General features: G+C 67.0%; 11 protein-coding genes. All 11 read right to left on the minus strand.

From position 1 onward, the window contains the following. Positions 1 to 216: 216 nt before the first annotated feature. Positions 217 to 1803, minus strand: coding sequence for a hypothetical protein (locus tag ACSQ8Y_RS16695; RefSeq protein WP_436267555.1), 1587 nt, complete (start codon positions 1801 to 1803; stop codon positions 217 to 219). A gap of 115 nt (positions 1804 to 1918) precedes the next feature. Further along, the gene (locus ACSQ8Y_RS16700; RefSeq protein WP_436267556.1) at positions 1919 to 2794 is read right to left on the minus strand and encodes a polysaccharide lyase; all 876 of its coding nucleotides are present in this window, start codon (positions 2792 to 2794) and stop codon (positions 1919 to 1921) included. Between the two features lie 18 nt (positions 2795 to 2812). Next, a complete protein-coding gene (locus tag ACSQ8Y_RS16705) occupies positions 2813 to 3637 on the minus strand; it encodes a heparin lyase I family protein (RefSeq protein WP_436267557.1) in 825 nt (274 codons plus the stop codon). Between the two features lie 200 nt (positions 3638 to 3837). Continuing rightward, entirely contained in the window at positions 3838 to 5199 is a 1362-nt protein-coding gene (locus tag ACSQ8Y_RS16710; protein WP_436267558.1) for a hypothetical protein, read from the minus strand. A 195-nt stretch (positions 5200 to 5394) separates the two neighbouring features. Beyond that, a complete protein-coding gene (gene epsI / locus ACSQ8Y_RS16715; RefSeq protein ID WP_436267559.1) occupies positions 5395 to 6102 on the minus strand; it encodes an exosortase-associated protein EpsI, B-type in 708 nt (235 codons plus the stop codon). Further along, a complete protein-coding gene (gene xrtB / locus ACSQ8Y_RS16720) occupies positions 6099 to 6992 on the minus strand; it encodes an exosortase B (protein WP_436267560.1) in 894 nt (297 codons plus the stop codon). The genes epsI and xrtB overlap by 4 nt, the downstream gene beginning before the upstream one ends. Then, on the minus strand, positions 6992 to 7861 hold the full coding sequence (gene epsG, locus ACSQ8Y_RS16725; RefSeq protein ID WP_436267561.1) for a chain length determinant protein tyrosine kinase EpsG: 870 nt from the start codon (positions 7859 to 7861) through the stop codon (positions 6992 to 6994). The genes xrtB and epsG overlap by 1 nt, the downstream gene beginning before the upstream one ends. A 19-nt stretch (positions 7862 to 7880) precedes the next feature. Beyond that, complete coding sequence (gene epsF, locus ACSQ8Y_RS16730) at positions 7881 to 9284, minus strand: chain length determinant protein EpsF (protein WP_436267562.1); 1404 nt, start codon at positions 9282 to 9284, stop codon at positions 7881 to 7883. Between the two features lie 9 nt (positions 9285 to 9293). Next, on the minus strand, positions 9294 to 10091 hold the full coding sequence (gene epsE / locus ACSQ8Y_RS16735) for a polysaccharide export protein EpsE (RefSeq protein WP_436267563.1): 798 nt from the start codon (positions 10089 to 10091) through the stop codon (positions 9294 to 9296). 36 nt (positions 10092 to 10127) lie between these two features. Then, the gene (locus ACSQ8Y_RS16740) at positions 10128 to 11126 is read right to left on the minus strand and encodes an EpsD family peptidyl-prolyl cis-trans isomerase (RefSeq protein ID WP_436267564.1); all 999 of its coding nucleotides are present in this window, start codon (positions 11124 to 11126) and stop codon (positions 10128 to 10130) included. A 134-nt stretch (positions 11127 to 11260) separates the two neighbouring features. Further along, positions 11261 to 12643, minus strand: a complete 1383-nt coding sequence (locus ACSQ8Y_RS16745) for an undecaprenyl-phosphate glucose phosphotransferase (protein WP_436267565.1) — start codon at positions 12641 to 12643, stop codon at positions 11261 to 11263. Positions 12644 to 12649: the final 6 nt, after the last annotated feature.

Below are 12649 nucleotides of genomic sequence, written 5' to 3' on the forward strand. Positions count from 1 at the left end.
CGTCGCAACCGTTCCAGCCGTTCGAGCCGTTCCAGCCGTTCCAGCCGCTCCAACAGTTCAACCGCTCCAACGGTTCCAGCCGCTCCGGGCACGCCTGTCATTCAAGACTATGCAGCCATTCCAGCCGCTGCGGCCCTCACCGTCTTTACGGCCATGCCAGCGTGGCCCGGCGGCCGCCGCATGCCGCGGCGTTCGGGGCAGTCCGCCCGGCCTTGATCACGCCGCCCGCGGCAGCACCGTCACGCCCATCGCCGCCGCGCCGAACTCGGCCTCGTGCCTGGCCGCCAGCGCGGCGGCTTCCTCGCGCCGCAGCCTGAGCGAATACGCGAACGCCATGCCGAAGAACATGAAGGGCAGCGCCACCGCGTTCGGGTCGCCGTAGATCGGCGCGGTCAGCGAGCCGGACAGGGCCAGGAAATGGCCGACGAAAGCCAGGCGCCACAGCAGGCGCTCGCGCGCTTCGCGCACGGTCCAGGCCCGCTGCAGCGCGTAGAAGGTCATCAGCACGCCCAGCAGCAGCACGGCGCTGCCGCCTATCCAGCCCGCCTCGGCGAACAGATTGGGCCAATACGTGTCGAGCAGGTAAAGGTCCTGGCGATACCACCAGTAGCGTGCGCCGTAGCCCAGCGCCTCGTAGACGGAACGGTCGAACAGGCGCGCGGCCTCGCCGGCGAACTTGCCGAAGCCGATGCCCAGCGGGAAATGGCTGTTGGCCAGCTGCACCGCGTCCACGTAGAACACCGTGCGCGGCGAGGCCAGCGCCTGGTAGGACGGGGTCAGGCCCCACTGCATCGCCAGCTCGGCCCGGTTGTCCGGCCCCAGCAGCAGCAGCACCGCGCCGGCCACCAGGGCCATGCCCAGCAGCGCGATCAGCACCGACAGGATGCGCGGCCTGGTGCGGGACGAGAACAGCAGGATGGCGCAGGCCGCCATGGTGTCGAGGAATTCCTGGCGCTGCCCCGACAGCAGCAGCACCAGCAGGAAGCCGCCGCACAGCGCGACGTTGCCGAGGCGGCTGCCCTGCCCGCTCAGCCAGCGCGCGAACACGCAGCACAGGAACAGCGCCGCCATCGAGGCCAGCACGCCGGGGTGGACGAAGGGACCGGTGGCCAGCGGCAGGCCGGGCAGCAGCGGGTTGCCGTTGTGGGCGGCGGTGGCGTTGCGGGCGATCAGGCGGTGCACCGAAGGGGCGGCCAGCTCGAGCGCCAGCGCGGCCAGGCACAGCACCAGCACGATTTTCACCAGCAGCCAGAAGCGCTGTTCTCCTTTTTCGCCCAGCGCCACGCAAAAGCCGGCCAGCAGCATGATGGGCAGCTTGAGGTCGTAGCCGACCTGATAGGCGAAGGCATGCCAGTGGATGTGGCCGGCGCGCAGCGAACTGAGCGCGCCGAGCGCGAAGAACAGCAGGAACACCGCCACCAGCACCTTGCCCAGCCAGGAATGGGCGGCGAAGACGAACATGCCGCGCAGCGCGTAGATAGCCAGGCCCAGCAGCGCCACCGTCATCAGGCCGCGGGTGCGCACCGGCGAGACGGTGTCGGCCAGTGCGGTCAGCACCGCCAGCCCGGCCACCAGCCAGAACACGCCTTCGCCGCCGAAGCGGAAACTGGCGAAGGAGTTGGTGAACAGCAGCAGGCCGAGCACCAGGAAGGGAACGATGAGCAGCAGCGCGAACACGCCCGCGCCCAGCCCGGCCAGGCCGCCGAAGAGCAGCGCGCTCAACAGGCCGATCAGGATCAGCGGCAGCAGGGGCATGCGCGCGCGCATGGCCGCCATCCGGCGCGGCTTGGGGGTAGACGTCATGTTGTTACCGTTAGAATCTGTAGTAGCGGTAACTTATCATAAAGCCAAAAAAAAGCCCGCGCGATTGCACGGGCTTTGACCTGCGGCAATGCGCCATGCCGCTATGGCGCCTTCGTCAGCGCGGCGCGCACGGCGTCTGCGCCATCATCAGGTCGTAGGTGCTGGTCGGGCCGCCCAGGTACACAAAGTCGGCGTAGATGCTGCGTTGCGGCACCGTCATCGTCCCCGGCATATACATGCCCACCTTGGGGTAGTTGCCCAGCCAGGTTTCATAGCTGTTGTAGGTGTTCCTTGAGTTGAACACCTCGTTGCCGTTCATCCAGACCTGGACGCCGCCCGCCCCCGGCTTGTACGACCAGTCGGCGCGCACCACGAAGCAATACCAGCGCCCCAGTTCCACATTGCCCAGCCGGACCGACTCGGCCACCGAGTTGGCCTTGGTGGCCGGGTCGGTCGCGCCGCTGACGGTCGAGCGGTGGTTGAAATTGAAGTCCAGCGCGAAGGTGCGGTTGCTCACCGTCAACGACATCGGCGGCGACACCACGGCCGTCTGCTGGCTGGTGTGCAGCTGCGCCACGATGGTGGGCGCCGGGTGGAACACCCAGTTGGTGGGGAAATACATGCTGAAGGTGTACCAGCGCAAACCCTCCTTCACGTAGTCGTTGCGCGGCGATACCTCGGTGCGCGAGCCGCCCAGCACCGGCGCATCGGTGCTCTTGAGCGTCATGAAGAATACCTTCTTGCCGCTGCCGGCCGGATCGTCGACCAGGCTGACGTTGGACGGGCTGGCGCTGTTGAGCGTGTAGAAGTCCGGGAAGTAGCGGGTGGTGGCCTTGGCGTTGGCGTCGAGCAGCCAGGCGATGTATTTGTAGGTGACCGGATTGGTCGCCATGGTGGTCACCGGGCCGCCACGGGCCGGATCGATCTGGGCCTGGGCCCCGGCGGCGGCGGCGCACAAGGCCGTCGCGGCGATAATTTTAGTCCATTGCATAATGCACCTCTCAGGTCTTTATTTCACCAGCGCGGTGGTGGCGGTGGTGGTCTTGCACGGCGTTTCGCCCAGGATCTGCTCCAGCGTCGTGGTCGGCCCGCCGAGGCGGATGAAGTCGGTGTACACATTGCGCTCGGCCACGCCGACCAAGCCCGGATACATCTGGCCCACGCGCGGCACACTGCCGCCGGCGCCGGGATAGGAATTGATATCGCGCTGGCCTTCGAACACCTTGTCGCGGTTCTGGTACACGATCAGCGAACCGCTGCCCAGCACCGGCGACCATTCGGAACGCACGGCGAAGCAATACCATTTGCCCGTCTGCAGCGGCCCCAGCTTAAACACCTTGATCGCCGTGTTGGCGGCCGTGGCGATGTCCCCGGTGCCGCTCAGCGGGCGGTGGTTGTAGGCCAGGTTCATTTCCAGCGCCGAGCCGCGCACCACGATGGCCAGCGGCGGCGGCAAGCCGGTCGGCTGCTGCTGGTCGACCTGGGCCACCACCACCGGATTCGGATGCACGGTCCAGTTGGTGGGGAAGTACACGCTCAAGCCATACCAGCGTATGCCGGTCTGGCTGGCTTCGCCCTTGGGCAGGAAGTCGGTGCGCTGCACGCCGCCGACCTTGGCGTCGGTGGCGCGCACGCGGCTGCGCAGCACCACGCGTCCGCTGCCGGCCGGGTCCCTGTCCCAGGTCAGGTTGCCGACATAAGCCGTCGACAGCACGTAGCGGGTGCCGAAATCGGCATAGCTGACGGTGCCGCCCAGCGTGGTGTCGATCTGGCTCCAGGCAGCGCCGCAAGCCAATGAAGAAAGAATAAGAAAACTTAGTTTAGTAAATCGCATAGCAGTATCCCCCTGTGTTCGCTATTTGAGGACGATAGCATAGACTTGCGGACTTTTGCGTAGCCTGACGCCAACTTGTTTATATTAATTCGCGGGCGATCCTTATTCACTTTTTTCCTGCAATCAAAAGTTAATTGATAAAGCCATTACGCCTGTTTGCATTTATTATTGCCTGTCGTTAAACAGGCCATACCTTTATATCAACTGGAAATGGCGGGTCCGCGGCGCAGGAAACGCAGCGCCCGGGCCGGCAGCAGCGCACGCTCGGCCGGCGTCAGCGGCGGCAGCAGGAGCAGCACACCCCAGCTGACGCCCGTGGCTACGCCCAGCGCCAGCAGCAAACGGGCGGCGTCGGCGCCGGCCGGCAGGCCGGCCAGCACCATGGCCGCCAGCAGCCCGGCCACGGCAAAACGGGCCAGTCCGCTCCAGTGAAAGCGGAAATGCCAGTCCGGCGTGCGCAGGCGGCGCAGCACCAGCGCGTTGTAGGCCACTTCGGCCAGCATCAGCACGCCGAACAGCAAGATCCAACGTTGCTGTGGCGCAACGAACAGCAACAGCGGCGGCGCGAACAGCGTCATGAAATTGACCCGGGTGGTGACAACGGACTGGCCCAGGGTGAAGGCCATCAGGTCGGTCAGGCGGCGGTGCGCGACCAGCACCAGCACCGCCAGCCAGCCCGTCAGCAGCCAGCCGGCCTCGGGATAACGGCCCTTGCTGAGGAAACTGGTCAAGTCGCCGCCGCGCACGGCGCACAGCACCAGCAGCGGCAACAGGCACAGCAGATTGGCCTTGTAGATCAGGCCCACGCGCAGGCCCAGCTTGCCACGGTCCTGGTCGGCGGCATACCGCACCACCAGCAAGGTGCGGACGATGCCGAGCAGGAATTCGCTGGGCAGGTATTTGCGCACCTGCTCGGCCAGGTTGCGGGCGAAACCGAGCGGCGCTGCCGCCGCCGGCCCCAGCGTGCGGGTGGCCAGCAGCACTACGGCCTGCCAGCTCCAGCTCATGGTGGCCAGATTGCTCAGCCAGGCGTTACGCCCGACGCGCAGCATGGCGCGCCAGCCCGGCGGCAGCCAGCCCGGCTCGGCCGCGGCCTGGCCGCGCGCCAGCGCCAGGTGGCGCTGCAGCGCCCAGGCCGCCAGCAGCAGGCTGCAGCTGCTGGCGAGGATCTCGCCCAGCGCCAGCGCCTGCGCGCTGCGCCATTCCGGCTGGCCGAACGGCGCACCGAACACCAGCAGCGCATAGCCTGCCAGCGCCACGTTGCGCAGCAGCTGTGCTGCCTGGCCGGCCTTCTGCAGCAGCAAACAGGACAGCAACTGGTCGCGGAAGACGCGGCTGACGCCCTCGATCAGCATGACCACCGCGTACAGGCGCAGCACGCTCTCGGCGCCGGCCAGGCCCAGCCAGGGCGCCAGCAGCGGCGCGGCCAGGAACAGCAGCAGCGCGCTGCCGGCCAGCAGCGCCGTCTGCAGCGCGGCGCAGTGCCAGACGAAACGCGCCAGCATGGCGCCGCTGCCTTTCATCCGTATCTGGGGAATATAAATGCCGGTTACCCATTCCATGCCGAAAGCGGAAAAGACTATACCCAATTCGACGATGGAATAGGCGGCAATATAATTAACATATTGCAACTCCGGAAGCTGGCGCGCTATCCAGATTAATATAAAGAAGGCGGCGATCGCATTTAAAAAGCGGCCGCCGACATAATTGACGATACCCTTGTTAAATGCCTTGCCCGAATAATGCTCAGACATGGATCAACCGCCCTGCGCCGCCGGCGGCCGCGCCGGGCTGCCGACCAGCTTGGCAGCGTCGCGCGGGGCCATGGCTTGCACCAGGTCGGCGATGAACACATCCTGCAGGGCGTAGCCGGCGTCGCGGTCGGGGCCGATGCTCGAGACGCGGAACAGCAGGCCGTCGGGGATCTGGCCGTTCAGGCTGAAGCGCAGCTGCGTCAGGCGCTGGGCCAGGGTGCCGCTGACGGTTTCGTCGCCCACCCGTATCCAGTAGGTGATCGGCTCGTGCCGCGCGCCCAGCGCCGCGTACAGGCGGTTGACGGTGACGTTGGCGCCGCCCACCCGGCGCTGCTGCTGGGCCACCTTGTCGACCCGGAAGCCCTGCGCGGAGTAGCATTTCTCGGGACGGTGCACGCGCAGGCGCCCGGTCTGGTCGCCGCCGTAGGCGATCGACAGCATGACGCGCTGGCCGAGCGCGTTGACATAGGTGCGCCCCAGCGTTTCATCGTACAGTTTGCCGACCATTTCCTCGACTTCGGGCGGCGGCTGCACCGGCACCACGCTGTGGTCGATATGCCAGCCGTTGAACTCGGCCGGGATCAGGCTTTCCAGGCCCAGCTTTTCCATCGCCGGGCCCTCGTGCTTCTTCGGTTTGAGCAGGGCGGCGGCGGCGCTGGTGCCGCCCATCAAGGTGGCCAGCACGGCGGCGGCGGCGGTTCGGCGTTTCATGGTGCACTCCTGTTGCGGGTCCGCGCGGCGCCGCGCAGCAGCGTGTCGACGCCGATGATGAGCAGCAGCGCACTGATGAACAAGACCATGCCGGCGAAACCGTGCAGGAAACCCTGGCCGGCGGCGTCGCCGAAATGGTAGGTGATCAAGGTGAGCGTGATGACGCGGATGATGTTGGCGGTGAAGGAAATGGGGACGATCAGGATGGCCAGGCCGACGTTGCGCAGGAAGGAGCCGTGGCGCACGATGTTCAGGTACAGCAGGCCCAGCGCCTCGAGCGTAAACAGCGTGTGCAGGCCGGCGCAGGCGTCGGCCACCAGCAGCTGGTATTGGCCGACCTGCAGCACCACGCCGCTGCGCGCGATCGGATAGCCGACGGCGAACAGGATGTGCTCGGCGCACCAGGACACCGCCATCTTCATCGGCATGGTCACCGCGTCGACGAAGGGGCCGGGCAGCGGCAGCATGAACAGCATGAAAAACAGCGGGAACCACTGCACCCGCAGCGCGGCCGGCCCCTGCAGCAGCAGCATCGCGGCCACCACCGTGCACGGGAAGGAAAACATTTCGATGACCTGGATCTCGAGCACCCGGCCCAGCAGGTAGCTCAGCAGGCCGGCGGCCAGCACCGGCCAGCCCCAGGCGCTGCCGCGGCCGGCGCCGGCCGCCAGCATGGCCGGCCAGTTGCGGTAAAGCAGCCACAGCGATACGCCCAGGATGATGGGGCCGTGCGCCTGTTCTTCCCTGCCCCACACTTCGCGCAGCGCGTCGTAGAAGGTGGGGACGTAGAGGGCCAGCAGGCCCGCCAGGGCCAGCAGCCACTCGAGCGGCCAGCGGCTGGCGGCCGATTCGCGCGCCGGCGGCAGCGGGGAGCTGGCAGAGAGCATCATCAATGCTCCACCATGACCGAGCCGACCACGGCGATGCCGGCGTGCTGCAGCTGGTCCACGCTGGCGCTGATGGCGGCCAAGGTGGTGCGGTTCTTGCGCGCCACCAGCAGCACCCCGCCCACGCGCGAGGCCAGCGCCAGCGTGTCCGAGCCGAGCACGCAAGCCGGGGTGTCGTACAGCACCACGTCGTAGCGCGATTCGACATTGAGGTTGAGGCCGGCGAACGCCGGCCGCGCCAGCAGTTCCTGCGGATTGGGCGGCAAGGTGCCCGACACCAGCACCGACAGGTCGACCAGTTCCGGGATCTTCTCCACCACGTCGAGCTGGGCGCGCCCGGCCAGCACGTCGGACAGGCCGGCGCGCTGCTTGATGCCGAAGATGTCCTGCTGGCGCGGCGTGCGCAGATTGGCGTCCACCAGCAGCGTCTGCTCGCCCAGCTGGGAGAACACCACCGCCAGGTTGGCCGCGAACAGGCTGGCGCCGTCGCCCGGCTCGACGCCGGCCACCGCCAGCGCCTTGCGCCCGCGCGCGAACCAGCGCAGCATCAGCTGGCTGCGCACGGCGCGCAGCACTTCGACCTGCGGCGAGAACGGCTGGTAGGCCGCCACCAGCTGCGGCGACAGGTTGCCGTCGCCCGGCGTCAGGTAGGGATAGTCGAACTGGCGCGCCAGCACTTGCTGGATGTCGGCCTCGGAAATGAGGCCCAGGCGCTGGGCCGCTTCGCCGAAGCGGATGCCCAGCTCCTGCTGCATGCGCAGCACGCGCTCGGCGTTTTCGGGGCTGAGCTTGCCGGAGGCCAGCAGCAGGCCGCCGATGCTCGAATCGACGGCGGGCGGCAGCGCCGCGGGTGTCATGGCAGGGTGGTTCATATGCATATCCATATCCATATCAGGTCAGGCGCACGCGGCGCGGCATCAAGGCCATGCCCAGCTTGGAGCGGGCACGGGCCGGGCCCCAGTGAATTTCGCCCAGCACAGGGATCTGCACCAGGTCGGACAAGTCGTCGCGCGAGCGCACCCGGCGGTCCAGCATTTCGGCCAGCAGGCCGAAGCCCAGGCCCAGCATGGTGCCCATGAACAGCGCCAGCGCCGTGTTCAGCAGCAGGCGCGGCGAGGACGGCTCGACCGGCGCGACGGCCGGGTTGAGCACCGCGATGTCGCTCTGCTCGGACTGCCCTTCCATGCGCGTCTGCGACAGGCGCAGCGCGGCCGCGTCCATGGCGCGCTGGGCGCCCTCGACGTCGCGCTGCAGCACGTTCAGTTCGTCGCGCGAGCGGTTGATCTCCAGGATGCGGGTCTTCTGCTCGGACAGGGCCTCGCGCAGCGCCGACTCGCGCGCGCCCAGGATCTGGGCATTGTTGCCGACGCTGTTGGAGGTGGTCGACACGGCCGAGTTCAGGCTGGCGCGCAGCTGGTCCGCCTCCGCCTTCGCGCTCTGGTACTGCGGGTGGTTGCGGCCCAGGCGCTGGCCGGCCTCGGCCAGCTTGGTCTCGGCCATGCTCAGGCTGGCGCGCAGGTTCTGCACCAGCGGGCTGGCCGCCACGTCGGGCGAATCGAGCTTGCGTCCGCTGGCCACGCTGCGCCGGGAATTGGCTTCCATCTGCTGCGCCTGCGCGGCCACCAGCTGGGCCGACAGGTCGTTCAGGCGGTTCGACTCGACGTCGAGCCGGTTGTCCAGGCTGACGATGCCGTTTTCCTGCTGGTATTTCGAGAGCCGGCTCTGGGCCGCCTCCAGCTGGTCGCGCAGCACCTTGATCTGCTCGGTGAAGTAATTGGTGGCCTTCTTCATCGGGTCGGCCTTGAGCTGGATGCTCAGCCGCTGGTACTCGTCGGCGAAGGCGTTCGCCACCGCCGCCACGAAGGCCGGGTCGGAGCCCTTGAAGTTAATTTCGATCACGCTGCTCTCGCGCGAGGGCACCACGTCGAGCTTCTTGAGCAGCAAGGCGGCCAGCCAGTCGCGCACCGTGCCCTTGCCGCCGGTGTCGGACTGGAACTGCTCCTGCACCGCCGGGTTGGCCGCCAGCTTGAGGTGGTCGACCACGCGCAGCGCCACGTTCTTGCTCGAGATCAGGTCGATCTGGGTGGCCACGTAGCTGGGCATGAGCTGGCCGGGCATGGTCATGCCGGTGACCGGGTCGACGCCCTTGGTGTTGAGCAGCACCGACGACGAGCCTTTGTAGGTGGCCGGCAGCAGCAGGCTGACCAGGATGGTGATGGCCACCGTGGCGATCAGCGTGCCGAGCACGATTTTCTTGCGTGCCTGCAGTATCAATAGGAATTGGGCGAAATTCATGGCATATCCTTAGAACAGGCTTTCCTTGACGTACACCACGTCGTCCACCTGGATCACGTCGTCGTGCTTGACGCTCAGCACCTGCAGCTGGCCGCTGGCGTCCTTGCGCTTGATGCGCATGCCGCGCTCGGTACCGCGCGGGGTCAGGCCGCCGCCGGCCGACAGCGCCTGCAGCACCGTCATGTTGCGCTCCAGGCGCACCGCACCGGGATGCTGCACTTCGCCGTAGATGTAGAAGCGCGGCGCGCGCTCGACGTAGATGATGTCGTTCGGCTGCAGCGCGTAGTCGCGGTTGAAATCGGCCGCCTGCACCATCTGGATCACGTCGACCACTTCGCGCGTGGTCTTGCCGTCGCGGGTGCGTATCAGCGACACGGTGTCGCCGCCCTCGGGGCCGATGCCGCCGGCCTGCGCCAGCACGTCCATCAGGTTGCGCTTGCCGTCCACCGGATAGCGGCCGGGCCGGTTCACCTGGCCCAGCACCGAGATCTGCTGGCTCTGGATCTGGGTCACCAGGATGTTGACCTGGGCCCGCTTCACGTAGCCGCCGCTCTCGAGCATGCCGCCGATTTTCTTCTCGGCCGCCGGCACGGTCAGGCCGCCCACGGTGACCTGGCCGATCAGCGGAAAGGTGATGGCGCCGCTGTCGCTGACGCGGGTTTCCAGCGCCAGGTCGGGGCTGCCGTACACGGACAGTTTCAGCACGTCGCCGGCGCCGAGCACGATGTCGGCGGCGCCGGCCGGGCGCAGGACCAGCGCCATGCACATGGCCATGGACATGGCCAGCCACAGGATGAGTTTTTTCATGATGAGCTCACTTATTGGAAGGTGGATGGACTGCGCTTACTTCAGGCCGGCCACGCCGCGCGCGGCGGCATCGTCGGCGACCGCTTGCGGAGCGGCGGCCTGGGCCGGCGGCGGCGCGGCGGGCGCGGCGCCGCCACCGGGAGCCGGGGCCGCGCCGGCGGTGGCTGCGGCCGGGCCGGCGGCGGGCGCGGCGCCCGGCGCGGCCTTGTTGAAGTACTCGATCTTGGCGGTCGAGCGCAGGCGCTTGACCTCGGCCTCGGCGGCCTCCTTGTTCTTCTTGTTGAACAGGAACTGCTCGATCTGGGCGGTGGCCGCGTCCAGGCTGAGCGGGCTGTCCTTGATCTCGGCGATCTGGATCAGCATGCTGCGGTCGCCTTCGCGGATGATGAACAGCTGGCCCTTGGGCATGGCGGCCAGGCGCGCGCCCAGTTCCGGCGGCAGATCGGTGCTGGTGCGCGTCAGCTGGGCGCGCGCGAACTTGATCTGGTGCTGGTCCAGCCAGGCGGCCGCGTCGTCGAGCGACTTGACGGTGTCGAGCTGGGCCTTGAGCTGGTCGTTGACGTCCTTGGTGGCCAGCACCAGCTGGCGCATGTCGAACTGCTTGCGGTTGGCGAAAAATTCCGGGTGCTGCGCGTAGTACTGCTCGACCTCGCCCTTGGCCGGACGGGCCTGGCTGCCGATGCGCTTCTGCATATAGGCCTGCGCCACGATCATGGCCTTGGCGCGCTCGATCGCCTGCATCACCTGCGGGTCGCGCTCCAGCTTGTCCTTGGTGGCCTCGTTCTGCAGCAGCTGGCGGTCGATCAGCCCTTCCAGCAGCTGCTTGCGGGCCGCCTCCTGCTGCGCCGACTGCACGCCGGCGCGCTGCATTTCCTCGTTCAGCTGCAACACGGTGATTTCCTCGCCGTTGACGCTGGCCAATGCCTGGCCGTTTTTCTTCGCTTTTTCGCCGCATGCCGTCAGGGACAGCGCCGCCAGCAAGGCCAACACGCCTGCGGCGGTGGCCGAACGGCTGGATGGGAATGCTTTTCTCATGATCGTTCCTTTATGAAAACTTTTCTTTACAACATTGTCATTAGACAAACATCTTATCGCAGCCATTGCAAGCGTGACGCACGAATGGATGCGGCCCCGGTCCCATACAGCTTTCGTCTTCGCCTGTCGCCCGCCTAATGTGCGTTCTCGCGCGCGGCCACCACCTTCACGGTACGGACCACGATCCACAAATCCATCCACAGCGACCAGTTGCGCAGATAGTCCAGGTCGTAGCGGATGCGGGCTTCCATCTTGTCCAGCGTCTCGGTCTCGCCGCGCAGGCCGTTGACCTGGGCCCAGCCGGTGATGCCGGGCTTGACCTTGTGGCGCAGCATGTAGCCCTTGATCAGCTTGCGGTACTGCTCGTTGTGCGCCACCGCGTGCGGGCGCGGGCCGACAATGCTCATGCGGCCCTGCAGCACGTTGATAAACTGCGGCAACTCGTCGAGCGAGGACTTGCGCAGGAAGGCGCCGACCCGGGTCACGCGCTGGTCGTTCTTCTTGGCCTGCACCACCTGGGCGCCGTCCTCGGCCACCGTCATCGAGCGGAACTTGTAGACGATGATCTCCTCGCCGTACAGGCCGTAGCGGCGCTGGCGGAAGATCACCGGGCCGGGCGAGCTGATGCGCACGGCGGCGGCGATCACCGCCATCACCGGCACCAGCGCCAGGGTGATCAGGCCGCCCAGCACGATGTCGCTGGTGCGCTTGACCAGGCTGTTGAAGCCGGTGAACGGGCTTTCGCAGATGGCGATCACCGGCATGCCGCCGACGTTATCGAAGCGCGCCTGCATCAGGTCGAAGACGTAGATGTCGGGCAGGAAATACACGGACGCCGTGGTGTCCTGCAGCTCGTCGAGCAGGCGGCGGATGCGCGGCTGGGCCGAGATCGGCTGGCTGATGAAGATCATCTTGATCTGGTGCTGGCGCACATAGGCGGCGATGTCGTCCATCGTGCCCAGCACCGGGTGGCGCATGCCGCGCGGCTGGCGCTCGTCGGTGCGGTCGTCGAAGAAGCCGCACACCTTCATGTACAGGTTGGGGAAGCGGTCGATGGTGTTGGCGAACTTCACGCCCACGTCGTTGGCGCCGATGATGAGCACCGAGCGCACCTCGCTGTCCTTGGCCGGGTCCGAGCCCAGCTTGCGCGCCGCCAGGTGGCTCAGCAGCAGCACGAAGGGGGTGGCGGCGAACCACACCAGCACCACGTTCTCGTCGTAGTGGTAGGACAGGCCGCTGACCGAGCCCAGGAACACCAGGATCAGCGCGGTGACCACCCAGCCGAGCACGATGTCGCGCGCATAGGCCATCATGCGGCCGCTGCGCCAGGTGCGGTAGGGGTCGACGTACTGGTAGACCGAGGAGGAAATGAAGAACGCCAATATCATCAGCACCAGCGAATAGCCGGTGAACGGTTCGGCGAACAGCATCGAAAACAGGTACAGCGTACCCATGATGATGAGCGGGTCCAGCACGCGCTGGAAGAAGGAGATCAAGGGGATATCGTTTACCGTCATGGCCAT

The sequence above is a fragment of the Pseudoduganella sp. LjRoot289 genome (genome assembly GCF_964252925.1).
In the GTDB taxonomy this organism is placed as follows: domain Bacteria; phylum Pseudomonadota; class Gammaproteobacteria; order Burkholderiales; family Burkholderiaceae_D; genus Rugamonas.

Coding starts and splice junctions, on each gene's coding strand:
- xrtB (WP_436267560.1), bottom strand. CDS start 6,992: ATGATGCTCTCTGCCAGCTCCCCGCTGCCGCCGGCGCGCGAATCGGCC.
- ACSQ8Y_RS16740 (WP_436267564.1), bottom strand. CDS start 11,126: ATGAGAAAAGCATTCCCATCCAGCCGTTCGGCCACCGCCGCAGGCGTG.
- epsE (WP_436267563.1), bottom strand. CDS start 10,091: ATGAAAAAACTCATCCTGTGGCTGGCCATGTCCATGGCCATGTGCATG.
- ACSQ8Y_RS16695 (WP_436267555.1), bottom strand. CDS start 1,803: ATGACGTCTACCCCCAAGCCGCGCCGGATGGCGGCCATGCGCGCGCGC.
- ACSQ8Y_RS16745 (WP_436267565.1), bottom strand. CDS start 12,643: ATGACGGTAAACGATATCCCCTTGATCTCCTTCTTCCAGCGCGTGCTG.
- epsF (WP_436267562.1), bottom strand. CDS start 9,284: ATGAATTTCGCCCAATTCCTATTGATACTGCAGGCACGCAAGAAAATC.
- epsI (WP_436267559.1), bottom strand. CDS start 6,102: ATGAAACGCCGAACCGCCGCCGCCGCCGTGCTGGCCACCTTGATGGGC.
- epsG (WP_436267561.1), bottom strand. CDS start 7,861: ATGAACCACCCTGCCATGACACCCGCGGCGCTGCCGCCCGCCGTCGAT.
- ACSQ8Y_RS16705 (WP_436267557.1), bottom strand. CDS start 3,637: ATGCGATTTACTAAACTAAGTTTTCTTATTCTTTCTTCATTGGCTTGC.
- ACSQ8Y_RS16710 (WP_436267558.1), bottom strand. CDS start 5,199: ATGGAATGGGTAACCGGCATTTATATTCCCCAGATACGGATGAAAGGC.
- ACSQ8Y_RS16700 (WP_436267556.1), bottom strand. CDS start 2,794: ATGCAATGGACTAAAATTATCGCCGCGACGGCCTTGTGCGCCGCCGCC.